The 25,450-nt window shown below is 37.0% G+C and carries 27 protein-coding genes and 1 riboswitch; of the genes, 3 read left to right on the top strand and 24 right to left on the bottom strand.

Translation table 11 applies throughout. The annotated features are described in order from the left end of the window. Positions 1–25: 25 nt before the first annotated feature. The 8 genes from BKO01S_RS00910 to BKO01S_RS00875 all read right to left on the bottom strand — a co-directional run bounded on the left by BKO01S_RS00910 (position 26) and on the right by BKO01S_RS00875 (position 6,374). Positions 26–808 carry a metallophosphoesterase gene (locus tag BKO01S_RS00910; protein WP_066047523.1) on the bottom strand — a complete coding sequence of 261 codons (783 nt, stop codon included), beginning with the start codon at positions 806–808 and terminating at the stop codon, positions 26–28. Positions 809–825: 17 nt separating this feature from the next. Beyond that, complete coding sequence (locus tag BKO01S_RS00905) at positions 826–1,218, bottom strand: hypothetical protein (RefSeq protein WP_066047520.1); 393 nt, start codon at positions 1,216–1,218, stop codon at positions 826–828. A 62-nt stretch (positions 1,219–1,280) separates the two neighbouring features. Beyond that, positions 1,281–1,913, bottom strand: a complete 633-nt coding sequence (locus tag BKO01S_RS00900) for a CBS domain-containing protein (protein ID WP_066047517.1) — start codon at positions 1,911–1,913, stop codon at positions 1,281–1,283. 87 nt (positions 1,914–2,000) lie between these two features. After that, the gene (locus BKO01S_RS00895) at positions 2,001–2,459 is read right to left on the bottom strand and encodes a YpbF family protein (protein ID WP_066047514.1); all 459 of its coding nucleotides are present in this window, start codon (positions 2,457–2,459) and stop codon (positions 2,001–2,003) included. Positions 2,460–2,553: 94 nt separating this feature from the next. After that, a complete protein-coding gene (locus BKO01S_RS00890) occupies positions 2,554–3,249 on the bottom strand; it encodes a LysM peptidoglycan-binding domain-containing protein (RefSeq protein ID WP_084361948.1) in 696 nt (231 codons plus the stop codon). A gap of 5 nt (positions 3,250–3,254) precedes the next feature. Continuing rightward, the gene (locus BKO01S_RS00885) at positions 3,255–3,836 is read right to left on the bottom strand and encodes a CPBP family intramembrane glutamic endopeptidase (RefSeq protein ID WP_066047509.1); all 582 of its coding nucleotides are present in this window, start codon (positions 3,834–3,836) and stop codon (positions 3,255–3,257) included. Next, positions 3,826–5,328 (bottom strand): RecQ family ATP-dependent DNA helicase, encoded by a 1,503-nt coding sequence (locus BKO01S_RS00880; RefSeq protein WP_066047506.1) that lies wholly within the window; start codon positions 5,326–5,328, stop codon positions 3,826–3,828. Before BKO01S_RS00880 ends, BKO01S_RS00885 begins: the two co-directional genes overlap by 11 nt. Continuing rightward, entirely contained in the window at positions 5,325–6,374 is a 1,050-nt protein-coding gene (locus BKO01S_RS00875; protein ID WP_066047503.1) for a YpbB family protein, read from the bottom strand. Before BKO01S_RS00875 ends, BKO01S_RS00880 begins: the two co-directional genes overlap by 4 nt. Before the next feature lie 246 nt (positions 6,375–6,620). On the opposite strand from BKO01S_RS00875, the gene BKO01S_RS00870 reads away from it, so the two are divergent. Further along, positions 6,621–6,869, top strand: a complete 249-nt coding sequence (locus tag BKO01S_RS00870; RefSeq protein ID WP_066047499.1) for a ferredoxin — start codon at positions 6,621–6,623, stop codon at positions 6,867–6,869. 48 nt (positions 6,870–6,917) lie between these two features. Here the strand turns inward: BKO01S_RS00870 and BKO01S_RS00865 are convergent, their stop codons facing one another. Continuing rightward, positions 6,918–7,502 (bottom strand): ECF transporter S component, encoded by a 585-nt coding sequence (locus tag BKO01S_RS00865; protein ID WP_066047496.1) that lies wholly within the window; start codon positions 7,500–7,502, stop codon positions 6,918–6,920. A gap of 163 nt (positions 7,503–7,665) precedes the next feature. Then, positions 7,666–7,800: riboswitch (FMN riboswitch) on the bottom strand. A gap of 156 nt (positions 7,801–7,956) precedes the next feature. On the opposite strand from BKO01S_RS00865, the gene BKO01S_RS00860 reads away from it, so the two are divergent. After that, a complete protein-coding gene (locus BKO01S_RS00860) occupies positions 7,957–8,892 on the top strand; it encodes a manganese-dependent inorganic pyrophosphatase (protein ID WP_066047493.1) in 936 nt (311 codons plus the stop codon). A gap of 173 nt (positions 8,893–9,065) precedes the next feature. Then, a complete protein-coding gene (gene serA / locus BKO01S_RS00855; RefSeq protein ID WP_066047490.1) occupies positions 9,066–10,640 on the top strand; it encodes a phosphoglycerate dehydrogenase in 1,575 nt (524 codons plus the stop codon). A 32-nt stretch (positions 10,641–10,672) separates the two neighbouring features. Here serA and BKO01S_RS00850 read toward each other — a convergent pair whose 3' ends face one another. The 15 genes from BKO01S_RS00850 to BKO01S_RS00780 all read right to left on the bottom strand — a co-directional run bounded on the left by BKO01S_RS00850 (position 10,673) and on the right by BKO01S_RS00780 (position 25,417). Beyond that, on the bottom strand, positions 10,673–11,485 hold the full coding sequence (locus tag BKO01S_RS00850) for a histidinol-phosphatase HisJ family protein (RefSeq protein ID WP_066047487.1): 813 nt from the start codon (positions 11,483–11,485) through the stop codon (positions 10,673–10,675). 72 nt (positions 11,486–11,557) lie between these two features. After that, positions 11,558–12,502, bottom strand: a complete 945-nt coding sequence (locus BKO01S_RS00845) for a peptidoglycan DD-metalloendopeptidase family protein (protein WP_066047484.1) — start codon at positions 12,500–12,502, stop codon at positions 11,558–11,560. Positions 12,503–12,735: 233 nt separating this feature from the next. Beyond that, complete coding sequence (locus BKO01S_RS00840) at positions 12,736–13,929, bottom strand: RsiX family anti-sigma factor (RefSeq protein ID WP_066047481.1); 1,194 nt, start codon at positions 13,927–13,929, stop codon at positions 12,736–12,738. After that, the gene (gene sigX, locus BKO01S_RS00835) at positions 13,926–14,453 is read right to left on the bottom strand and encodes an RNA polymerase sigma factor SigX (RefSeq protein ID WP_066047478.1); all 528 of its coding nucleotides are present in this window, start codon (positions 14,451–14,453) and stop codon (positions 13,926–13,928) included. The genes BKO01S_RS00840 and sigX overlap by 4 nt, the downstream gene beginning before the upstream one ends. Before the next feature lie 181 nt (positions 14,454–14,634). Beyond that, entirely contained in the window at positions 14,635–16,404 is a 1,770-nt protein-coding gene (locus BKO01S_RS00830; protein ID WP_066047475.1) for an ATP-binding protein, read from the bottom strand. Further along, on the bottom strand, positions 16,401–17,117 hold the full coding sequence (locus BKO01S_RS00825; protein WP_066047472.1) for a response regulator transcription factor: 717 nt from the start codon (positions 17,115–17,117) through the stop codon (positions 16,401–16,403). The genes BKO01S_RS00830 and BKO01S_RS00825 overlap by 4 nt, the downstream gene beginning before the upstream one ends. 84 nt (positions 17,118–17,201) lie before the next feature. Continuing rightward, positions 17,202–18,389 (bottom strand): c-type cytochrome biogenesis protein CcsB, encoded by a 1,188-nt coding sequence (ccsB, locus tag BKO01S_RS00820; protein ID WP_066047469.1) that lies wholly within the window; start codon positions 18,387–18,389, stop codon positions 17,202–17,204. Further along, positions 18,386–20,032 (bottom strand): cytochrome c biogenesis protein ResB, encoded by a 1,647-nt coding sequence (gene resB, locus BKO01S_RS00815; RefSeq protein WP_066047466.1) that lies wholly within the window; start codon positions 20,030–20,032, stop codon positions 18,386–18,388. Before resB ends, ccsB begins: the two co-directional genes overlap by 4 nt. Before the next feature lie 19 nt (positions 20,033–20,051). Then, positions 20,052–20,579: a thiol-disulfide oxidoreductase ResA gene (gene resA / locus BKO01S_RS00810; protein ID WP_066047462.1), complete on the bottom strand. Its 528-nt coding sequence runs from the start codon at positions 20,577–20,579 to the stop codon at positions 20,052–20,054. Positions 20,580–20,699: 120 nt separating this feature from the next. Further along, positions 20,700–21,422 (bottom strand): 23S rRNA pseudouridine(2605) synthase RluB, encoded by a 723-nt coding sequence (gene rluB / locus BKO01S_RS00805; RefSeq protein ID WP_066047458.1) that lies wholly within the window; start codon positions 21,420–21,422, stop codon positions 20,700–20,702. A 148-nt stretch (positions 21,423–21,570) separates the two neighbouring features. Further along, positions 21,571–22,104 carry a spore maturation protein gene (locus tag BKO01S_RS00800; protein WP_066047455.1) on the bottom strand — a complete coding sequence of 178 codons (534 nt, stop codon included), beginning with the start codon at positions 22,102–22,104 and terminating at the stop codon, positions 21,571–21,573. A gap of 7 nt (positions 22,105–22,111) precedes the next feature. After that, positions 22,112–22,699, bottom strand: a complete 588-nt coding sequence (locus BKO01S_RS00795) for a nucleoside recognition domain-containing protein (protein WP_066047452.1) — start codon at positions 22,697–22,699, stop codon at positions 22,112–22,114. Further along, entirely contained in the window at positions 22,692–23,825 is a 1,134-nt protein-coding gene (locus BKO01S_RS00790; RefSeq protein WP_066047449.1) for a D-alanyl-D-alanine carboxypeptidase family protein, read from the bottom strand. The genes BKO01S_RS00795 and BKO01S_RS00790 overlap by 8 nt, the downstream gene beginning before the upstream one ends. A 102-nt stretch (positions 23,826–23,927) precedes the next feature. Further along, the gene (locus BKO01S_RS00785; RefSeq protein ID WP_066047446.1) at positions 23,928–24,824 is read right to left on the bottom strand and encodes a superoxide dismutase; all 897 of its coding nucleotides are present in this window, start codon (positions 24,822–24,824) and stop codon (positions 23,928–23,930) included. A 104-nt stretch (positions 24,825–24,928) separates the two neighbouring features. Then, a complete protein-coding gene (locus BKO01S_RS00780) occupies positions 24,929–25,417 on the bottom strand; it encodes a YpuI family protein (protein WP_066047443.1) in 489 nt (162 codons plus the stop codon). Positions 25,418–25,450 lie beyond the last annotated feature (33 nt).

The raw sequence follows: 25,450 nt of genomic DNA, 5'->3' as shown, positions 1-25,450 counted from the left end.
GTGTAAACTTTGTATAGGCTGCCATTTACACTTCACTTTTATTAGAAATGGAAATGAAATGTGTTTCGGCTCTTGCTCCTAGCCTTAATGGCACAGCTGTCGTTCCGTATCCATTACTCACGAAAAGAGAGGTGTTTTTTAATCGACGGTATCCACCTAACTCATACGGCCCAAAACCAAATATTCTAATTTGACCTCCATGGGTATGTCCACTTAACACTAACGAAATCCGATCTTGTACCTGTATTTTTTCCGTGATTTTCGGATTATGACTGACGAGTATACGAAAACCCTCCTGCTTTGCATCCTGAAGTGCTAAGTCCAAACGATCTCTCTTTAACTGAAGATCATCAACTCCAAGCAGGACCATCACTTCCCCTGTTTCCGATTCAAAAGAAACTGCTGTATTATCTAATATCTTCACTCCATGATCAAGTAGTAGTGCATCTAGCTCATGATAGTCAACCTCATAATCATTATTGCCCCAAACAAAATACAATGGTCCCAATTGTCTCAAAAGTGCAAGATTGTGCTTTACCCTCTGAAAATCGACGCCTTTTTCTAAAAGGTCACCACCAATGATTACTAGATCTACCTTCCCTTTAGCCTTGGTATCCTGAATAATATCATCAGAGATTTTTCGCTTATGAATATCGGATATAAAAAAAAGCTTTAGTTCACCAAAGCTTTGAGGAAACTCCGAAAAAGTTAACTGATGGGTTTGAACTTTATTCCGATATGCCTCTTTGTACATAAAAACAAGCAGACAAACTGCCACTATGACGAACGTATAAAATAAGAACTCCATATTTCCTCCACTAAATATTATTGTTTACTCTCACGTAGAAGCTCGTAATCTAATGAAATCATACCATAAAGGAGTGAGAAACAAAAAAATGCAAGGGCTGGCCAAAAGGAGACAACCGAAAGGAAATAAAAACTTAAAAACACACAGAAAAGCAGGAGACACTCAAGCTTTAATAACTTCCCCCTCCATAAACCTATAGCCATCATTTCAATTCCATTCTTAATTAAATCAGCATTCAATAAAAACCCGATAAAAAACGCTAAAATAGAAGCGATAAAAGGAACCGGGCTCAACACTACCTCAACAATAATCTCAGATAACTTATTTGGAAGATGGATAGGTATCCATACAATAAATAATAATCCACATATATATCCAAACAAAAGCTTCATTATTTTTTTAACATACACAAAAATCCCTCCCATAAACAATGTATGAGAGGAATCAAATATGTTACACATTTATCTTCCAATTAATCTTCATATATATTGAGAATACGAAAACCAAAATCCTCTAGCTTTTTAACAAACTTATCAACATTATTGTTCTTTTCAATTTTCAAGACAATTCTTCGAACCAATTTATCCGTTTCGTCAAAAGTGACTAATGAAATAATTTGTTCATGGAATTGATGAGCAATTTTTGCGAGTTTCGCAATCCTACCTTCTGTTTCTACAGAGGTGAATGCTATTCTAATGCCTGAGCGATGTACACCAAAAGCAGAGCCGAATTGCTCTAGAACGTCGGAGCGTGTTACAACCCCTAGAAATTCCCTGTTCCCATCAACTACAGACAACAAAGGGTAATCCTTTAAATCTAACAATAAATTTTCAAAGATTTCGTTTCCTTCAAGAAAGCGATCTTGGTGTGTCGCAATTTGCGAAACGGTTGTATTGGTTAAATACTCATCCTTTGTTTGTTGGCTTTTAAAATAATTTTCATAAATGCTGTATCTGGTAACCGTCCCTACATAAGTCTGTCCATCCAAAACGGGCAACCCATCAATTTGTTCCTCTTCAAGCTTAGTTAACGCATTCATCAAAGAGTCTTGATGAGAAACAACATGACAATGGTGCTTTGGTATCATAATACTTTTTACGAACATGTCAATCACCTCAGGAAAGAGTAAATGTCTTCGATAGATTATTCGACAATATGAGCAAAGAACCCTCTACGTCAAATATACTTTGTACTATTTACTTTCATGATAAAGGTTTATATCAAAATTTTTCTTCATCATTTCAAATACTTTGTGACGGTTTTTCCACTCCTCTTCTTTTTTCCAAAGGTCCTTACTCTTATCAATGATCTCGCATCGTAGTGCATGGTATTCCTTTTCAGCTTTCTCTCGCTTTTCTTTCAAAAGATTCATAAACCCATATAATCCAACGACAATAACAAGGATGTACAGATTTGCTGAATGATCAACAAAAACGGAAAACATGGCTGCAAAGGAATAAGAGTAAGGGGCCAAAATTAATTTATAAAGAAAATAAAAATAAATAAAACATAGAAAAATGGTTGTCCACATAACAAGTAAATGACGAAGCTTTAATTTATCAAATTTTCTTTTTTTATCTACCACTTTTTGTAACATCTGTTTGGTAGCCTGATCCGTTCGATCGTCCAATAATAAAATATCTGATTCCATTTTTCTACCCTCCCCTATTAAATAAATATGAACTTGTCCTTTGTTTTATGTCGATTCCAAAAAAAGAGCTAAGCCATTTATGGCCTAGCCCCAGTTATTTACTCAGCGGAATGGTTAATGTTTGTCCCACTGTTATTTCGTTTGAAGACAAAGAATTTGCTTTCTTAATAATATCAATACCGGATTGTGATTTATAATACTTCATAGCAAGTCTAAACACGGTTTCACCTGGCTGTACTTTATGGTAAACAACTGTTTGATCTACTGCTTGTACTTTTGGCTCCGCAGTAGTCATTGCTTCCGAAGTCGATGTGGTTTCTTGTGGAGTCTCGATCGGATTAATTTGCTCTGAATTTGTTGATTTATCTATTTTATCCGCTTCCTTCTCCTCATTTTCCACATTCTCGTCGTTCGTTTCATCTTCATCAGTTTCTGTAGTTTCTTCTAGACCCTCTTCTTCATCTGTATAATAAATCGCTTCTGCTCCCTTATTTTCTTGAACAGGTATGCTACTTGATGTTTTTTGTGATTCATTATACGTGTAAATACTAAATATGACGATGGGAAGTAAGATAAAAAACATTCCTAGTAAACGAATAAGAGGATACTTTACCTTTATTTTTGTCTTTTTTTTCATTTGTTTTTGTTTATGAACCCTACTCCGAGGTGGTAGCTTTTCTTTAGAGTTAGTAATCGTTTCATTTTCTATTGTATCTACTTTTCGATCAACATCCTTCATCCTTTTACGAAGTTTTTCTGCTTGATCTCTAATAGGCTCTTCTTTATTCATATTTTTCACGTTCCTCTCTTTTTACGTTTGATAATAAATCCCAATAACGCATCAATTATAAAATGCATGACAATAGTTACTAGGAGATTTCCTGTCCACTCATATATAACCCCAATAAAGAAACTGAGTAGAGTGATATTTAAAAAGAGAAACCAATTAAATAGATAGCGATAATGGATTAAAGCAAAAATGACACTGGATGTAATTAGACCAAAATGAGTTTGTATGACTCCTCGAAATAAAATCTCTTCGCTAACTGCTACAATTGCAGCAATAAAGAGAATTTCCCAGCCTTTTCTCTTTGAGAACAATTTCTCATTCAGTCCACCGTCGTCATAATAAGAGGATGGGAGGTACTTCATAAATAGTACGTCAATACAAACGATTAACAATCCTGCCGGAACCCCTACCAACCATATATAAGGGTCCTTCCAATGAAATAGGTCAAGAAAGGACTTCATATGATCGAATAAAAACCATCCAATGCCTATGGAAAGGACTATTAGTAAGACCTGTGTAATGTATAGGTGTTTTACTAATTCTTGATCTGATAATTCGTCTATCAATTCTTCATATTTATTTTTCATAACTAGTCCCACTCTTCGAAAGTAATGCCTGCAAATAATCCCTCCACTGAAAAGGGGTAACCTCTACTACTTCTGAACTTTTCTTATTATATTGATCATAAGCAATCCCACACACATGACAACAATCTTCAACAGTATTTTGTTTTACCTCCCCAAAATAGGAAAGAATCCCCTTACGTTTACACTCCTTGGACTGAATCCAATTCAACATATCCACTATCTTATTCCTTTTATGCTTTTTTCGATTATCAATATATTGAAGAAATCTTTCTTCCTCTACCTTTAAATCCATACTGTTATTAAGGCTTCGAAGAAAATCCTTTGTTAATCTCCAGGATGTATCTGAAAATCCCCCAATATGTTTTATGGATTCCTCCATTTCTTCCCATTCATATAGTAATCGATCTCCAAAATGTTGAAACAGCCAATTAATTTGATATTGGGTAGGAAGTTCTCCCTCTGCTAGCTGGTATGGCAGTTGCTCGTCATGGGGGGAATACAGAAGAATAGAAATACTATTCTCCCCATCTCTTCCTGCCCTGCCTATTTCCTGTAAGTAAGATTCTAGCTGTAAGGGCATGTGAAAATGGATGACAAACCGGACATTTTCTTTATTGATTCCCATACCAAAAGCACTGGTTGCACAAATCACATCAAGCTGCCCCTTAATAAATTGCTGTTGAATAAGTATTCTACTTTCTTGGTCTAGACCACCGTGATAGGCCATTGCTCTTGGCAACCCACTGTCCCGTAACATGATGGCAACTTCTTCAGCTAATTTTTTACTTGAAAAATAGATAATTCCAGGTCCTTGTAAAAAAAATACCCACTCTAACAGCTTATCTAGCTTATCCCTAGCATCCTGAACAAAGTCTACGACCATCTTAATGTTGGGACGGTCAACAGAGGAAACAAACTCATCCCACTCATTTAGCTTTAAAGTTTGAGCAATATCCGACCGCACCTCCTGATCAGCTGTTGCTGTTAATGCAATTGTTTGAGGGCTTCCTAAAGATTCGCGGATGTCTCCTAGCTTTAAATAATCAGGTCTAAAATCATACCCCCATTGGGAGATACAATGTGCCTCATCTACAACAAATAGACTGATTGTTAGCTTGTTTAAATGGGAGACCACAAAATCACTCATCAACATTTCAGGAGAAATATAAATGAATTTATACGTATGAAGACGTCCAAAGACACTAGCTCTCTCCCCACGCTCTAGAAAAGAATTTATTGCTACCACCCGTTTTTCACCACGTGCCATCATCTGCTCAACTTGGTCCTGCATCAAGGAAAGCAATGGGGTAACCACTACAACTACACCATCCATAAGATACGCAGGAAGTTGATAACATAATGACTTACCTGTCCCAGTTGGGAGCATGGCAAGGACATTTTTCCCTAGTGTTAATGCTTCAATAATCTCTCTTTGTCCTTTTTTGAAATGATCATATCCAAAATGTGTTTTAAGTTTATTCTCAAGGGTCATAATAGGTCACCACATTTTGCAATAACTAATCGTATCTGAAAATAATCAACCTCTATTATTTCGCGGATTTTTCTCAACTGCTTTGATGATGCCTTTTGGATCGCCTCTTTAATCTGCTCTTGAAGTGGCTGATCAACAAAACGGTCAATATTAAATGTGTGAATGAAAAGAGCAATTTCAACAATATGATCCTGAATAGTGCTTTCTTTTAATCTCCTGATTTGACCGATTTCTACAATCCCTTTTCCTTTGGTTAATAATTCGTATGTTTTTTTTGTAGAAGCTGTTAATTGATGAAGCTCATCTGTAACTGCAATCCTAGCTAATAAGGGATATGCTGATGGGTTCATCTCAATGGACCGCAATAAACAATGAAGCAATGCTTGAAATTGAAACCGGTAGCTATTTTCGTCTAGACCAAGCAGATCGATCGTTTGCATTTCCGTTAATCCAATGGATTGAAACCCCGAAAGTCTTGCAACTAATACGGTAGGGTCAATCTCCAATTCAGAAGTCTCTAATAATGAATATAATTCCGTTAGAAGCATATGAGGAAGGTTACTGCTGCTTTCCTCCGATGTTGCAAATAGATACTTAATCCAATTTTGAGTATCTTTATTTTTCTGAACGGGTATATATCTTGTTTGTTTATTTACTAGGTTAGAGCATACTTGTGTAAGTAAAGATAATCTCTCCCAAAATTGCATACTATTGTGATACTTTCCTCCTTGCAATCTTTTTAAGTATGGATAAGTTGAATACAATTCTTTTACTAACAAATGTCCTTTTTCACTAATTACGATTTGCTGATTGCTTCCTAAATAAATAAAATCATGATTGATTAGTTTTGTTATAATGTCCTCATATTGCTCCCTTGTTAAGGAATGCGCCGTATTAAAAAAGGAGTCTACTTGAAAAAGATGAGAGTCCTGAATGGTTTGAGAAGATTTTTTTCCATTTAATAAATGAAACACGCTTGAGCTACTTCGTTCTTTTCCCAGTTTTGATAAACAATATAGAACCACGTGTTCAAGAATATTTATCAATTTTCTTCACCTTCGTTACGTAGGTTTTTTTGTATTTTTATGTCTATTATTGTAGCATGAAATGAGACTCATTTAATGAATAAAAAATGCTAAACATTATTAAACCCTTATATGATAAGCATTCTCAATACTTTTTCTATTGAAATGTTGACCATTCAGTTTTACAATAAGATATGAGGGATGCATTCCTATTGCATTTTGGGAATGATAAAATATACTTGTTTAATTTTTTGGGAGGTATTTTACATGGCAAAATACACAATTGTAGACAAAGAAACTTGCATTGCATGTGGTGCTTGCGGAGCAGCTGCGCCAGATATTTACGATTACGATGATGAAGGCATTGCGTTCGTTACTCTTGACGATAACCAAGGTATCGTTGAAATTCCAGACGTTCTATTAGACGATATGATGGATGCGTTTGAAGGCTGTCCGACAGACTCTATTAAAGTGGCTGATGAAGCATTTGATGGAGACGCACTTAAATTCGAATAGTATGTAAATAAGTAAAAGCAACGGCTTCGCCGTTGCTTTTTTTTGTGACTATGCTGCTCTGCTTTGTACTTTTTGTTTGTTCATCCATGTTCCCATTCTTGTAAATAAAAGCATAAAAATGACTGATATCAAAATACCCTTAACTAAGTTAAAAGGAAGAATTGCTGTAACAATCATTTGCCTTGTTTCTTCTCCTGACATCGCAGGGGTATTTAGAAAGAATGTATATGCAGGCAAAATAATGTAATAGTTAAGAACACTCATAAGAACGGCCATTGAGATCGTACCTATAACCAAGCCGAATGTCATACCTTTTGAAGATTTAACCTTTTGATAAATGTAGTATGTTGGCAAAATAAACAGAATTCCAGCAACAAAATTTGCAACATGTCCGACTGGAACTCCTGTTGCACTACCTGTTAAAAAGTAATCAAGTACATTTTTAAGAAGTTCAATTACTATTCCAGCTACTGGTCCTAGAATGAGTGCACCAATTAAAGCTGGTACATCGCTGAAATCCACCATTAAAAACTGTGGAAACGGTGGAATTGGAAAATTAAGAAGCATTAGTACATACGAGATACTACTTAACATTCCAATCAAAACAAGTGTTCTTACGTTAAAACCTTTCATTTCCCTCTCTCCTTTTTTTAGGATCCATCTCACCTAAAGAAGAAAGGTTCAGCAAGCGTACCACCGTTACAAATAAACCCTCAAGCGAGACGCTCGAGGGAGATTATTTAGAAGGTACGCTTAATAAACGTTCAAACTATCATTTTTTGAACGTCGGCAGAACCTCCATCTTCTCCCATCCAGACTATACTGTCGGCTTTGGAATCGCACCAAATCCTGCCCAAAAACCAGGCTCGCGGGCTAAGAGTAAACACTCATTACCGCCGGTCGGGAATCACACCCTGCCCCGAAGATAGACCAATATTATATTTTCCTCACCATTATAGCCTACATCATATTTCTTGTGAAGAAGTTTACATTATGAATGAATTATTTTTTGTCCTTCTTTTGTATTTGTGTTAAATTATAAAAGTATATGTACATACGATATAGATTAATTTTAAAGGAGATAATCATGGAAAAAGTTCTTATTTTTGGTCATAAAAATCCTGATACTGACACAATTTGTTCTGCTATCGCTTATGCTGAATTAAAAAAGGCTCTAGGTATGGATGTGGAAGCCGTTCGATTAGGAGAAGTAAGCGGAGAAACCCAATTTGCCCTTGACACGTTCAAAGCAGAAGCTCCACGACTTGTTGAAACAGTTGCAGGTGAAGTGAATCACGTTATCCTTGTTGACCACAACGAGAGACAACAAAGTGTAAGTGATATTGATCATGTCCGTGTTTTAGAAGTAATCGACCATCACCGTATTGCAAATTTTGAAACAAGTGACCCTCTCTACTATCGCTGTGAGCCGGTTGGATGTACTGCAACTATCCTAAACAAGCTTTATAAAGAGAATAATGTACAAATTCGTCCAGAAATTGCTGGTCTTATGCTTTCTGCGATTATCTCTGATTCCTTATTATTCAAGTCACCAACTTGTACAAATGAAGATATCGCTGCAGCAAAAGAACTAGCTGAAATCGCTGGTGTAAATGCTGAAAGCTACGGATTGGACATGCTTAAGGCTGGAGCAGATTTAAGCGAAAAAACTATTCAACAGCTTGTATCCCTTGATGCAAAAGAGTTCCAAATGGGAGCTAGTAAGGTTGAAATTGCGCAAGTAAATGCTGTAGATATTAACGACGTGTTCTCTAGACAAGCTGAACTTGAAGAAACTTTATCTACCATTATTTCAGAAAAAGGTCTAGACCTGTTCTTATTTGTAGTGACAGACATTCTAACAAATGATTCAACCGCCCTTGCATTAGGAAATGCAAGCTCAGCCGTTGAAGAAGCATACGGTGTGACACTTGAAAATAATAAGGCAGTATTAAAAGGTGTAGTTTCACGTAAAAAACAAATCGTTCCAGTACTTACTGATTTATTTAATTCCAAAATGTAAAATGATGAGCGCAAACTTTGAAAGTTTGCGCTTTTTGTTAAAAAATATAACAAAATCGTGACTTTAAATCATTAAAGCGATTACATTCTACTTCCTAACACTATAGTACATTGACAGATAAATGTTCGCCTTGTAAAATAATCAGAAAATTGATAATTGGGTAGGTGTTTTGAATGTTTCAAATTTTGGTGGCCGATGCAATAAATGAGGAAGGACTTTCTCCCCTATTAGATTTTAAAGATGGAACCTTAATTCAGAAAAAAATTAATGATCCAGAGGTTGACTTAGAAAAAATTGATGCACTATTAGTTAGAAGTGCCACAACTGTTACAGAAGAGTTACTAGAAAAAATGCCACAATTAAAAATTATCGCACGTGCTGGTGTTGGTGTCGACAACATCAATGTGAATGCAGCTACAAAAAGAGGAATTATTGTCGTCAACGCTCCAGATGGGAATACCATTTCTACGGCTGAACATACCTTTGCAATGATGGCATCGTTAATGAGAAATATCCCTCAAGCCCATCAATCGGTCAAAAACCTTGAGTGGAAACGAAATGCATTTATCGGTACTGAACTTTATGGAAAGACTCTCGGAATCGTCGGGATGGGTCGGATTGGATCTGAGTTAGCCAAAAGAGCAAAAGTGTTCGGGATGAATGTAAAAGTATATGACCCTTTCTTAACAAAAGAGCGAGCAGCTAAGCTCGGAGTTTCTCATGGAAGTCTAGAGGAAGTATTGGCAGAAGCAGATATTATTACTGTTCATACACCATTAACACCAGAAACAAAAGGACTTATTAACGAAGACACATTAAGTAAAACAAAAAAAGGGGTATACTTCCTTAACTGTGCACGTGGAGGAATCATTGATGAACTAGCGTTAGCGAAGTTTGTTGGAAATGGTCATGTCGCAGGAGCTGCTATTGATGTATTTGAAGTAGAACCACCTGGAGAACATCCGTTATTTAAATTTGATAATGTTATCGTAACACCACACTTAGGTGCGTCTACTAAGGAAGCTCAATTAAATGTAGCCACACAGGTTGCAAAAGAAGTTCGTATGTACTTTGAAGGCAAACCAGTATTAAATTCTATTAACTTACCGGCTATGTCAAAGGATATTTTTGAAAAGATTAAACCTTTCCACCAGTTATCTAAGCAAATAGGAACGATCTTGTCACAATGCATGAAACAGGGAGTAAATGAAATCTCTATTACCTACTCTGGCACAGTAACTGAACTTGAAACATCTTACTTAACAAAAGCTGTCCTCTCAGGATTCTTTAAAAATAGAATTGATGTAAACGTCAATGAAGTAAATGCGTTATTAGCTGCTAAGGAAAGAGGAATTACCATAGGTGAGAAGATCTCTACTAATACTTTTGGTTATGCTAACAGCATCACTGTAACTGCCAAGGCTGAAAACCATCAGTTTACGGTGAGAGGTACATTTATTGACCACTACGGACCAAGAATTGTGTACTTAAATGACTTTGTAATCGACTTCCTACCTGAAGGGAATATGCTTTATATCCAGCATATGGACCGTCCTGGTGTCGTTGGACGTGTGGGCAAAATTCTCGGTGATCAAGAAATAAATATTGCAACCATGCAAGTAGGCAGAAAGCAAGCAGGCGGAGAAGCCATCATGGTTCTTTCTTTTGATAAAGCATTAGATGACCAACAGATTGCCACTCTGGCAGCTCTAGATGATATTGTGTCGATTAATCGAATCAACCTATAAAAAGATCGGAGGTTTTTCCTCCGATCTTTTTCTTATCCTAATGGATGTATTTTACGCTCACCTTTTGAGAACGTCATAATTTCTTTATATCCTACTTCTTTTGCAAGAACCAGTGCCTTATCGAAATCAGCCCCTACATGCTCAGGAAAATGGGCATCAGAGGACAATACAATTGGAACGTTTTTATCGAAACACATTTGTAATAATCTTTTATCAGGATACAATTCACCTATAGGCTTCCGTAAACCCGCTGTGCTTATTTCTACACATGTTTTCGAGTTCGCTAGTGCTGTAGTAGCCTTATCATACTGCTCTAGTAAAAACTCTTCTTCCTTTGGTATGTATTTGAATATTTTCACTAAATCCAAATGGCCAACGATATCAAATAGATTTGACTCTGCTAATGTAACGACCTGCTGAAAGTAATTTCTGTATACTTCATGAAGATCTCGCTTTTCCCATTCATGAATATACTCCTTTAAATCAATTCCAAAGTCATCTACCCAGTGAATCGAACCGATGACATAATCAAAGTCATAACTCTTAATAAAAGCTTCCATTTCCGCATGTTTTCCAGGCGTATAATCCATCTCAATTGACATTTTTACATCTATTTCATTATTCCATGCCTCATGAAATAAATTCACATAATCTTTCATATCGTAGTATCTACGTTCATTTACCCACGGGTTTTGAAGAATATCTGCCGTTTGATAGAAATGATAGGCATGCTCAGAAATACCAAATTGGCCAATTCCCTTTGCTTTTGCCTCATCGGTAAATTTCTTTAAATAATCTAACGTTAATGTCCCTGTCTCTAAATGATTATGATAATCTGTTAACATCCAACCAGCCTCTTTTTAGAATTTTCTTTCTATTATATACCGATTCAGAGGCTGTCGCAATGCCAATTCATATTATTCTAATTGCAATACTTGTCTTGGAACAATGATATCATTTTGAAGCTGATTGACCTGTTTTAGCTGTTCAACAGTCATTCCTGTTTTATGAGCAATTTCTTCTAGTGTATCCCCTTCTTGAACAACGTACTTATTTGTATATGATTCATCAATGGTAAGCGTTTGATTAACAACTATTGTATCGCTTGTAAGATGATTTGCAGACTTAATGGCATTTAGATTTATATTATATTTCTGAGCTATAGACGATAGAGTTTCTCCAGTTTGCACGGTATGTGTAATGGTTGATTCTACTTTTTCCGCAGATAATACAACGCTTTCCTGCTCGTCATTTTCATTATAGGATTTTCCATGTCCTTCATATAGTCTTGTTTTTGCAACCGCCTCTAATACGCTAGAGTCTTTTTTCTCTTTTTGTAAGGCTGCTACTTCTTGTCCAACTTTTACCTCACCTAATGCTAATACTGGATTAACTGCATTTCTTTTATCAACTGTCCACTCATTGAGATGAACCTCAAAATGTAGGTGTACACCCGAGGAATCACCAGTGCTTCCCATTTCACCAAGTTGTTGACCTGCGGTTACTGTATCTCCAGCATTTACAAATCTTGCTTTTAAATGGGCATAAACCGTTTCTATATTATTTTGATGTTTAACAAAGATAACATGTCCATATGAACCCGAATAATAAGATTTAGTTACTACTCCACCATCAACTGAGTAGATTGGTGTTCCTAGGGAAGAAGCTATATCAATTCCCTTATGGTTTCCTCTTCTTGTTCCGTATGTATCGGTGATCATCCCATCAGCCGGCCAAATCCAATCAGTGGTCTCCTGGCTAATATTTATACTTGCTTGAGAGTGTTTTCCTCCAAGAAATAGCAATGTGACACATAATGCCATTAATCCCGCAATCAAAAAACGTTTTATGTAGTCTCGCATTTTTTTCCTCCTTGTTATGTACTCTCCTTTTTCACTCTATGACAGCATGTCTAAGAATAGACCTCTATCTTTTAAAAAGTACAACTAAGGAAGTAGCCTCCTTTTAAATACCTCACTACCAGAAGTGTGAGTGATTATAAAAACACATTTGTTATTATTTGGACGAAGTCTTTTTATTTATTCATGAAATATAGAAAAAAAGATCAGCAACTAGTGCTGATCTTCTCTAGTATTTATTCGATAGATTTTTTATTAGCAGCAATTGGTACCTGTATTTCTTCTTTTAAAAAGAATCTTCCTACATAATCAATCGGTGTATTATTAAATTTTACTTTTTCATAGCCAAAGCTCTTCACTGTTAAAAGAATGGCTTCAATAGATCGAATCGTTTCAAGTGTATCCTCTATATTTATCCCTTTGTTCAATGTAATGGTAACCATGGTATTCGTTTCATCTATAGTGACTGTTTGGATTTGATCAACTAATAATGGAGCTCTTAGGTTATGTGTTTCCACATTTGTTTTCATTGCTTCAAAGGCTTCTTCAATTGTGGTGTAAGATACAGTATAAGGAACTAGAAATGGTAGTTCATTTGAGTAAAAAAGATAAAAAGTACGATTTAAAGGTTCTGCTTTTGTTATTGAATTTACAACATCATTGCCTAAGTTGATACCCATTTCTGTATCATCCGTCGTAAATACCGCTTGATCTAGGTCCATAGAATGCAATAGCTGTTGAATCACCTTTTCAAAAATCTCTTGTGAAGTACTTCCATATTGATACGGATGGTCAGAAGCAACATCAACTTTCAATGAGTTACTTGCCTGATCAATCTCTAAATCGGCCTGTAATGGGTAATATTCATTTAGTCCCCACTCTTTCTCGTCGATGCTAGCCATGACTTCTTCTAATTTTCCGAGCTTTTCCGATGGGTCTACAGGTTCAACAAGGAAGCTAACAGGAATGACATTTTGTCCTTGGCTTTCTGGTATAGCTAACGTAAAAACTTCCATTGCTCCTACGTCCTCAGCATAAATCGCAGTTATTGGTTCTTCGGTCGCTTGAAACGTAATATCATTCGTTTCATTTGCATTTTCTATGTTTCCTACATCCATCCTCGCTTTGTTATCGACAGTAGATTCTTCCTTCTTTAAAGAAGCATTCTGTTCTGTTGCCGCTTCTTCCTGTGTGCTCTTATCTGCTGAATGATTGGAGGAGATTCCACCATCAACTACATTAAAGAAGAGTATGGCTACTAAAAATACAGCTGCTGCAGTTGCAAACGATGGAATAATCCAGGTTTTACGTGGTCGTTGTTCTAGCTTTTTTGAAATATTTTCGTATATGTCATGAGGATCACGATGATCGTTAAGCTTTGGCATTTCACGTAACCATTCTTCTAGTTGTTCATCACTTATCTTTTTCATCGATTCCCCTCCTTTTCTAGTAGTTGTTCCATTTCCTTTTTTAATACCTTTAATGCACGGTGCTGTGTTGTTTTCACTTTACTTTCGGTCCAATTTAATGCCTCTGCGGTTTCAGCGATTGAAAGCTCTTGAATAAACCTCATGATAATTACGATACGCTGATCGACTGTACAATGATCCAAGCATTGGTAGATATATTGGTATTCTTCCCTTTGCATCGCAATCTCTTCCGGAATAGGATGCATATCTTTCACTTGCTGCGTCGACCAATCAAATTTTTCAATGATCCTTTGCTTCCATCCTTTTTGCTTTCTAAATGAATCGATAGCCACATTCCTTGCAATCGAGAAAAGCCAAGTCTTTTCACTACTTTTTCCTTCGAAGTTTTTATACGCTTTAAGTACTCTTATATAAACTTCTTGAACAAGATCCTCAGCCTGTTCACGGTTCTTCACCATGTAAAACAAGAATTGAAAAACATCTTGATGATATTTTTCGTATAACTCGTCAAAAATCGAGTTCACCGGGTTCCCCTCCCCGTTCATCTAATTAGTCGTTCTTTATGTATAAAAAGTTACACTTTAAATATATTATCAATCTAATTAAAAAGGAAGGATTTATTTACCTAAATCCTTCCCTACATATGCAAGTATTTAATAGCGCTTGTTTCCCGTGAATCAAGAATTTTCGGCATTCTTTAGCAAATTATTCGCCCATTCGAGGGATTTGGAAGCTAAATGTCGTACCATGATCTAATTTGCTTTGCACCGTAATATCGCCTTTGTGGGCCTGAATAATATTCCTTGCAATCGCTAATCCTAATCCGGTACCAGATCTCCCTCTTGTTCTCGCTTTGTCCGCTTTATAAAAACGTTCAAACACAAATGGCAGGTCTTCCTCCGAAATTCCAGAACCAGAATCACTAACCTCTACATGAAAGTTTTGATCATCGGTTTTTGCTATAAGCTTCACGATTCCACTTTCTGGCGTATGTCGAATCGCATTATCAATAAGATTCGTTAAAACCTGTTCAATACGGTCTGGATCAAAAAAATAGGTCGAGTATTTTAAATCATGCTCATATAGTAGCTGTATCCCTTTTTCTTTTGCAAGTCCTTGGAATTTACGAATAATTCTTTGAACATACGAGTCGATTTCAACATGATCACTAGTCAACTGAATATGTCCTGCCTCCATACGAGCAAGGTCTAATAACTCATTCACTAGACGTCCCATTCGTAATGATTCATCGTAAATAACTCTTGCCATTTCTTTCTTTTCTTCAGTCGTTTCAGCAATATCATCCACAATGGCCTCACTATACCCTTGAAGCATGGAAATAGGAGTTCGGAGCTCATGGGATACATTCGCAATAAAATCTTTCCTAAGCTTATCGAGCTGTCTCTCTTCAGTCATATCACGTACGACGGCAACTGCCCCACGTATGAAGGTATTATTATAGAGAGGACTCACTATAACTACCCAATGACGACCTTGAATGGAGAATTCTCCTACTTGTTCCTGCTCCATGTCTACTGCCCATTGGAAAAGCTCCATCACATCCTGCGGAACCGCTTCAGCCTGAACCGATTTTCCTTCTAGAGTAAAATACCAATGCTGTAAAAAACGTTCAGCGGGAGGGTTTGTTATTAAAATCGTACCATCTCTATTAAACGTAATTACTCCATCAGCCATACTACTTAGAATACTCGATAACTGCTCTTTTTCCTGGCTTAACGCATTCATATTAAACTTTAATTGTCTTCCCATTTGGTTGAAGGCCGTTGCTAGCTCTCCTATTTCATCCCTAGTGAGAATAGGAACCTTCGTATCGAACTTTCCTCTTGCTGCCTCAACAACAGCCTCCCTCATTTTTCGAAGTGGTGCTGTGATACGAGTTAATAAGAAGAAAGCAAAGATAGTAGTTAATATTATGGCAATCCCAGCAGCTAAGAGGATAAACTTCGTTGTTGATTCCGTTGTTTCTTGAACAGCCTGTAAAGATTGAAAAATATATACTGCACCGGTTTCACCAGCTAGATTTGCAATCGGTACTCCAATAATTAATATACTAGAGTCTCCTTTAGATAAAGGAATCTCAACTATTTTTTTTGCTGTTTTTTGCTGTTCCAAAACCTTTGATAACTCTGTGTCTTCAAGGAAGAAACTTACCGGAAGTTCTAACGACTCTGGAATTTCTGGAGAATAGTACCATTCATTCTCGTTTTTTATAACCATGGCTCCGGTTACATCATCGAGTAGCTCCCATGAAATTTGTAATCCGATTTCTAATTCCTGGTCCTCTACAAAATGTGCCATATTAGAAGCGAGATTGGTTAAACTTCCCTCTGTCTCTTTTATATGATAATTCTCAAAAAACTCAAGTAACAATACAGTTAAAAGAAATAGTACAAATGATACTAGCAGGAGAATAGTGAACCATAGTTTCCCTACAACACTACGCCAAAACATTATTCACTGACTACTTCGAACTTATAACCAACACCCCATACAGTTACGATCATTCTCGCCGCTTGCTCAGATACTTTATTTAATTTTTCTCGCAAACGTTTTACATGGGTATCAACAGTTCGTAAGTCTCCAAAAAACTCGTAATGCCAAACCTCTTTAAGTAGTTGTTCACGATCAAACACCTTATCTGGAGATTTAGCTAAGAAATATAATAACTCATACTCTTTTGGTGTAAGGCTCACTTCTTTTCCATCTGCTAAAACACGGTGTGCATCATTATCAATGGTTAAATGAGGAAAAACAATCACATCTTTTGCCGTTGTTTCTGTATGCAGATAGCTCGTGCTAGAGGAACGACGCAGTAATGCTTTCACACGTAATACCACTTCTCTTGGGCTAAACGGTTTCACAATATAGTCATCTGTACCCACTTCAAATCCTTGGACACGATTCACTTCCTCACCTTTAGCCGTAAGCATAATAACCGGAGTTGCCTTCTTTTCACGAAGTTCTCGACAAACTTCAATTCCATCCTTACCTGGCATCATTAAGTCAAGAAGAATGACATCATAGTCATTGCTTGTAGCTTTCAGCAATGCCTCATTCCCGTCTTCAGCTTCATCAATAATATAATTTTCACGCTCTAAGTACATTTTTAATAATCGGCGAATTCTTTCTTCGTCATCTACAATTAGTATCTTAACTTCTTTTTCCATTGGACAATCCCCCTAGCATTTATTTACGAAAGTGTGTTTAGAAAACAGCCCCCACAAAAAGTGAAGGGCTATGGAAATCTTCATTTAGGATCCTGCGTAAGAATGAAGTCCTGCAATAACAAGATTAACAGCAACTAAATTAAACATAATAATGATGAACCCAATAACAGCTAGCCACGCGGACTTTTCTCCATGCCACCCTTTAGATAAGCGTAGATGTAAAAATGCTGCATAAAATAACCAGGTAATAAGTGCCCAAACCTCTTTAGGATCCCAGCCCCAAAAACGCGTCCAAGCAATTTGTGCCCAGATCATGGCAAAAACAAGTCCTCCTAATGTAAACACTGGAAAACCGATTAAAACCGAACGGTAACTGATTTCATCTACTAGGTCTAGATTAATATTTTTTGTAAGTGGTTTCAATGCTGCCCCAATTCTTTTCCGCAAAATCAAGCGTAAGATAGCATATAAAATGAGGCCAGCACCAAAGGACCAAATGACCGTATTAAGCTTTTTCGCATTGATAATTCCTGGTACTGATACAAGTGGTTCCATTCTTTCTGCTGTTAAAAGCTCTCCTTGATTTGGACCAACTATAGCAGGCAAATGATACTCAACCTTTGCTTCATTGTCATTTTTATCAATCCAATTAAATTCTGCCTTATAATCAGCAAACGAAAATGCTGATACAACGATGACAAATCCCAATGTAGCGATTAAACCATACATCACTACTTCTAACCAAGTTGTACTTTTACTATTTTTTGTTTGATCAATCACTTTTACCAAATAAATTAATGCCGCTCCAAAGCTAACAGCTAGAATCGCTTCACCTAATGCTACAGTTGTTACATGAATATGAAGCCAATCACTTTGTAAAGCTGGAATTAGTGGGGAGATATCCGTTGGGAACATGCTTGCAAAAGCAATCACTAATAACGCAATTGGCATTGTAAATAATCCTAATAAAGGCGTCTTGTAAATAAAATAAATGATGATAAAAGCACCAACTAAACACATTCCAAAAAAGGTTGTAAATTCAAATAGATTACTTACCGGAGCATGTCCGGCAATTGACCATCTTGTAAAAAAGAAACCGAGCTGTGCAGCAAATCCTAGGATGGAAATGACAATTCCAATGTTCGCCGACTTACTACTATTTTGCTGATGTCCTAAATTTTTCTTTTGCTTAATTGCTCCTCCAAAAAACGGAATAGAAAGCAAATAAAGTACAAACGCAATATATAATAGATTTTCACTTAAAGTGATCAATCCGTTTCCCCCTCGTCCACCTGGTTATCCTTCAATTGATCGGATGGTTCATTTATCTCTGTACCCGCCAAGACCAATTGTATTTCTTTTTTTAGACCAAACCAGTTCTTATTCGTATGTGCAGCTACCCAAACCTCATCTCCTTTACGCTGAATCCATATGCGACGATGGTTCCAATAAGCGCCCTGAACAACACCAATCATGAAGATCAACCCACCCAATCCAATGATCCAAAGAGTTAAATCTTTACGAACGGTGAGTCCGGTAACATCTTTTGTTTCAATTCCATTAAAAGCCATCTTATATTCATTATCACCTAAAGGTTCAATCGTTTGCTGAATAGCAACAAAACTAACTTCCCCTTCAGGTTTCTCTGGTGAAAACATTTTAAATACGAAAGCTGGATTGTTTGGAACTTTGGACTTCGTAGTTGGATTCCCATCATCACCAAATTCAAAGTCAGGAAAATAACTCATCAGCTGCACAGAATAACCGTTACCAAGCTCATATACTTTTTCAGGATCGTAAAGGTTAACTGTAATATCACCAAATGTTTCACTAGTGCTCTTATTTGTTAGTAAGAAAGACATTTTAGACAATTCATCAAGTTTATAATTCACCTGATAAAGAGCAAATTTTTCAAACTTTAACGGTTCATTCACTCGAATACTACTCGAATCTACTTCCTCTAACTCTGGTTCCTCACCTGCAACTGTATTCCCCTTTGTTTTATAAAGAATCACATCAGATTGATAGTTCTTAGCAACCATTCCTGTTTTATCTAGTGCATCCCCAAACGCCTCATTGTCTTTTTCCTTATCATATACCTCAAGCTTGAAGTCAACATTCTTCAAATAATATTGCCCATCCGTCTCCGGAATCACTTTTGTTTCCCCTTCTCGTACCCAAAGTACTTCATCAATGTACATTCCTGGGACAAATCTGAGCATACTACCAATGAGAAAAATAATTAAGCCAACGTGATTAACATAAGGGCCCCACCTAGAAAAACGGCCTTTTTCAGCTAAAATATTCCCATTGTCTTCTCGTATGTGATAGCGTTTCTTCTTTAATTGTTGTATCGCTAATTCATAAGATTTTTCATTTACAGAACCGCTTGTAGTTCCAAACATTCTCTGTCTTTGTAAAAAGCTTTCATGTCGTATGACTCGTTGTTTGTTCAGTGCCCTATACAATGGAATCACACGGTCCAGACTGCAGATAACGAGCGACACTCCGATTGATGCAACTAATAGCAAGTACCACCATGAACTATATAAATTATGAAAGCCAAGATCATAATACAATCTACCAAACCAGCCATATTGATCCTCATAGTATTCTGCAACAGGCATAATATTAGGAATATACATTTCTTGCGGTAGAATAGTTCCTAAGGAAGAAGCAATAAGTGTCACGATAATTAGCCAAACCCCTACTTTTACCGATGAGAAAAAGTTCCAAATCTTATCAATCATTGACTTATTATATGTTTGTGACCTTCTTGCACTTCCTTCATAGCGCATGTCTATTACCGCTTCTGCTGTGATTTGAGTCCCATCCTCAATGATTTTCCCACATGCCTCACAGAGGATGGTGCCATGTGGATTAACATGACCACACTCGCATTTAACTTGATTCATTGCAAAATCTCCTCATACCCTATGGTTTTATCTTCTCCATCATCTCTGTAACGTCAGCCTCAGCAATGATCTGCCCCTTATGTATTTCTACCACATTCCCTTGTTTATCAATTAAAAACGTGATTGGAAGTGGATCTACTCCATATGCAGTCATCACTTGGGTGTCTTTGTCTAGAACAATTGGAAATTGTAAATCATATCGTTTGGAAAAGTCGGATACCGCAACTTGTGATTCCCCAACATTCACTGCAATTACATGTACCCCTTGATCTTTATATGCTTGATACTGGCTATTTAGGAATGGCATTTCTTTCTCACACGGCTTGCACCAAGTTGCCCAGAAATTTAACAGAACACCTTCTCCTTCATAGTCAGAAAGCTGATGTTTTTCCCCATTAAGGTCAGTAAGCACAAAGTCAGGTGCTTTTTTTCCGACCTCGACCTTTTGTACCTCGTCCTTTGTAAAATTGGCGTAAAGTGTATAGGCAACCGCAGCGCCAAGAAGCAGTAATATGACCGTTCTAATGATAAGCCTCTGCTTTTTCATTTGGTTCCTCCCCCATTCACAGTCAGTCAAAATTGCACAATTTGCTTTATTATATCATTTTTCAACATACTCATATTGTTATCGCTCTCAAAAGACTGTGACACTTCTATGAACTTTTTTCTATTTTTTAAGTGCAAGTGTACGTAATTGTTTTACCTCATGCGGAGAAAGCTCTCTCGCATCGCCCACTTTTAATCCTTGAAGAGTAAGAAAGCCATAACGCTCCCGTTTTAATTTTAAGACAGGATTCCCTACTGCTTCAAACATCCTTCTAACCTGTCTATTTCTTCCTTCATGGATAGTAATTTCAACAATGGCCGTTTGCTTTTTCTTGTCGACCGTTTGCATCTTCACCCTAGCTGGGGCTGTTTTTCCATCCTCTAAGCGCACCCCTCTTTCAAGAGTCTTCAAAGCTTCTCTTGTAGGAATCCCCTTAACCTTGGCGACATACACTTTATCAATTTGATTACTAGGGTGCATAAGTGTATTGGCAAATTCTCCATCGTTAGTTAATATCAAAAGACCAGACGTATCATAATCTAACCTTCCAACTGGATAGATTCGCTGTTCAATCATTGGGAAGAAGTCTGTAACCACTTTTCTACCTTTATCATCATTAACACTTGAAATGACCCCTCTAGGTTTATAAAGCATAAAGTAAACTGGCTCTTCTCTTTCAAGAGGAATCCCATCGACTTCCACTTTATCTGATGAAGAAACCTTTATTCCTAGCTCCTTTACAACTTTCCCATTCACTCGAACATGTCCTTCTTCAATTAATTGTTCTGCTTTTCTTCTTGACGCAATCCCTGCGTGTGCAATTACCTTCTGTAATCTTTCCATCTATGTCACCTCATTGTATGTGTTTCCTGTAACGGTTTACTCCTCTAGCATTATGACATATATTTTCGTTATTTCAAAGTAACCTGTACAAAATAAGAATAGTAAAAAAAGATACTCCCCATATAACTGGAGAGTACCTTCTTTTATTTTAATACCCAAATACGATTGTAACTACAACAATGGCAGCGATTATTCCTACTAAATCAGCAAGAAGCCCCACTTTCAATGCATCTCCCATCTTTTTGATTCCAACGGCACCAAAATATACGGTTAACACATAGAAGGTAGTATCCGTACTCCCTTGTAAGGTGGCTGCTAATCTTCCGATATACGAGTCAGGTCCATGCTGTGCCATCAAATCACTCGTCATCCCTAATGCAGCCGTTCCGGAGATGGGACGAATTATGGCTAGCGGAGCAATTTCAGGCGGTACACCGACTGCTTCTAGTGTGGGTTTTAAAAACCCCATAAAATACTCCAAAGCACCCGATGCACGAAAAACGGAAATGGCTACGAGCATTCCAACTAAAAAAGGAATGATAGAGACGGCAATCTTAATTCCCTCTTTCCCACCTTCAACAAAGCTTTCATATGTAGGAACCTGTTTATACGTTCCGTATAGTAGAATAACAGCGATCAATACAGGAATAAACCATAATGAAATAGCTGTAACGATACCCATTTATACATCATCCTTTACGGCTTCTTCGGTAGTAGAAAAAACGATCAATGAGGATTGCACCTATGGAGGAACATATGGTTGCAATCAGGGTTGGACCGACAATATCCGTAGGAGAGGCTGAATTATAATTCATCCTTATTGCGATAACTGTGGTTGGAATGAGCGTAATACTTGAAGTATTAATGGCCAGAAATGTTATCATGGAGCGACTTGCTTCACTCTTACCTCCATTAATTTTTTTCATTTCTTCCATGGCCTTAATGCCAAGAGGAGTGGCCGCGTTACCAAGTCCGAACATATTGGCCATCATATTCGATAGGATATACCCCATTGCTGGATGATTGTGGGGTATTTCCGGAAATAATCTTGTTATAATTGGCTTAAATAAATTTGATAATTTATTTAGTAATCCAGCTTCTTCCGCTATCTTCATCATTCCGAGCCAGAAAACAAGTATACTTATTAGACCAATACATAAAGTAACCGCTTCTTTGGCTCCACTAAAAATTGCCTCATTTACTTCAGACATCGTCCCGTTAACCATCGCAAATAATATTCCAATAACGGTTAAGCACACCCAAATAATATTAACCATTAGCGTTCACGCCTATCATCGTAGTAAATACTTTCTTAAACGATTCAAAAAAGGTTGTTTCTTCTTTTTCAGTGGAATAATAGATTGGCATTGTTTTAATCAGTTTGTCATTAAAGGTAATGATTACTTCCCCAATTACTTCAGGAATATTTCTTTCACCCTTTAGTTGTTTTAATTTATACTCAAGCTCAAATTCATCTTTTTCTGTCTCTAATACAGGGTACTGAAAGTCGTGTTTTACAATCGCCTTATTTTTATACTGATCTGATTGAATTCCAGTAATCATTCCCTTTTCAACAACTTGTACCATTTCAAACGTCTTAAAAGCTGTTTCAAACATATTAATATGATCATTCCAATCGTCTGGACCGTTTAATGTAACAGCAATTAGGTCCATTCCATCCTTTGTAGCAGTTGATACTAGTGTACGTTTGGCTAACTTTGTAAACCCTGTCTTACCACCCGTACAATATTCGTATAGCTCTGTCAGCAATCGATTCTTATTGCGCCATACCCGATCCCAGCTTTCAGTGGGATTAGGAGCCCTGTGTACTTCCGTTCCAGCAATAACTTTATAAGTTTCATTCATCATTGCATATCTTGTTAAAATAGCCATGTCATACGCTGTTGAGTAATGATCATTCGAATCATCTAAACCATGCGGATTGGTAAAATGAGAATGTAACATGCCAATCTCATCTGCTTTCTGATTCATTAAGAATGCAAACCCCTCCACACTCCCCCCAATATACTCAGCGATCGCCACTGCAGCATCATTTCCTGAGCGAAGCATTAAGCCGTAGACTAAATCTTCTAGCTTAACTTCTTCGTTCTCCTTCAAATATAAGGATGAACCTTCGGCCCTTGTGGCATTTTTGCTCACTTTTACTGTCTCATTAAGCTTTCCTGACTCAATGGCCAGTATCGCTGTCATGATCTTGGTGATACTGGCAATTCTTCTTTTTTCATGTGCACCCTTTTCAAATAATACTCTCCCTGAGCTTTGTTCAATCAGTACAGCATATTGTGAACTTACCTTTATATTGGTGTTAGCACTCACTGGAATATGAAAAAGAATCAAAAAGGTGATTATAATAAGCATGAATACCTTTTTATTTCTAGCCATTCTCAACCCTCGTCTCCTAGTTATGTTTGTACAAGTTTATGCTTGATAAAAATGAATATGACAAAAAGAGTCCACCCGCATAAAAGTGGTGGACTCTTGTATCTATAAAAGCTTCCATTTAATTTGTGAGGCTTGTGATAGTCTTTCTTCAACTTTTCTCCAATTGACTACATTCCACCAATTGGAGACGTAATCTGCTCGATTATTGTTATATTGCAAATAGTATGCGTGTTCCCACACATCTAATGGTAACAGCGGAATCGTGTCCCATTGGGTCAGATTCATATGTTTTTCAGATTGAAGGATTTCTAAATGACGTGACCTTAATGACCATACTAAGATCGCCCAACCACTTCCTTCTACAGCTTTTGCTGCTTCTGTAAAATGCTTTTTAAAGGCATTAAAACTCCCAAAATATTCATTCATTTCTTGAAGAAGTTTCCCTGTCGGTTGCCCTCCACCATTCGGCTTCATTGTTTCCCAAAAGAGGCTGTGTAAGTAATGGCCAGATCCGTGAAAGGCTAGCTCTCTAGACCAATGTTTCACTAAAGAAAAATCATTCTTTTCTCGTGCTTCCTTAAGCTTTATCTCTGCTTTATTCAACCCGTCTACATAGGATTGGTGATGCTTACTGTGGTGTAACTCCATAATTTTTTCTGAAATATATGGTTCCAGCGCATCATAACTGTAAGGTAGTTTTGGTAAAACATGCTCTCCAGCTTTGACCGAAGGTTCATGTAAATAAATAGAGCCTACCTGTTGCCTTTTCGTAAAATAAGCTTCCATTTCATCATGCAATTCCTCTACCTTTTCCTGAACAGTCGTAAATTCTTCCTGAGATAAATCTCCGTTCCTTGAAATATATTCCATAATCTCACTAAAATGATCCAGTTTACTCCATAATCCATCCTCTTCAGGGACATGCTCTTGCTCTAGGAATCTTTTAAGCTCTTCGTTGTAATTGATGACGTCCTTCACATACTTTTCGAACTGATTCATTTTATCACCTCGGGACCAATTGGTTTTACCTTAAAGCATATGAAGCAATAGCCTGGTTGACACCAAAAGAAAAAAGTATAAAAAAATAACGACCTTATTGGTCGTTATTTGGATTGAGTCATTTTTGTTCGATAATCTGTTTCATAGTACTCTAGCTCTTCACGAATCTTCTGGAATTCTCCTTCAAAGCCTTTTAGCAACTGAAGAATGCTATCAGGAACATCCCCTTGGAATTTGATTGAGTTTTTTCCCGTATATGCTGAACGGCTATCTTCATACCATACATCATTCTTTGGTGAGAAAAATTCTTCAATACATTTATGGTAAATACTATAAAGCGTCTTTTCAGCTGCTCCTTTTGGAAAAGACTCAGACTGTAAAATCACAGCACAAGCATCTAGTCCCTCTTCACAATATACAAGCAGTTTTCTTAAATTACCTACAATACGTTTATAGTATTCTTTATCGCCTTGTTTTTCTAACAACAGTCCATCAATTGTCGTACTGTTTAGGAAAGACTCTAAACCTGTTACTGTATTTGTTAAAAAAGACTTCACGTCCATCACTTGAACTTTCACCATTGAATTACCCACTGTCTACACCCCTGCCCTTTGTAATAAACTCTG

This window comes from Robertmurraya korlensis NBRC 107688 (assembly GCF_001591645.1).
Lineage (GTDB): Bacteria > Bacillota > Bacilli > Bacillales > Cytobacillaceae > Robertmurraya_A.
Note: the sequence above shows the minus strand (reverse complement) of the source record. Positions and strands in the feature narration are given on the sequence as shown.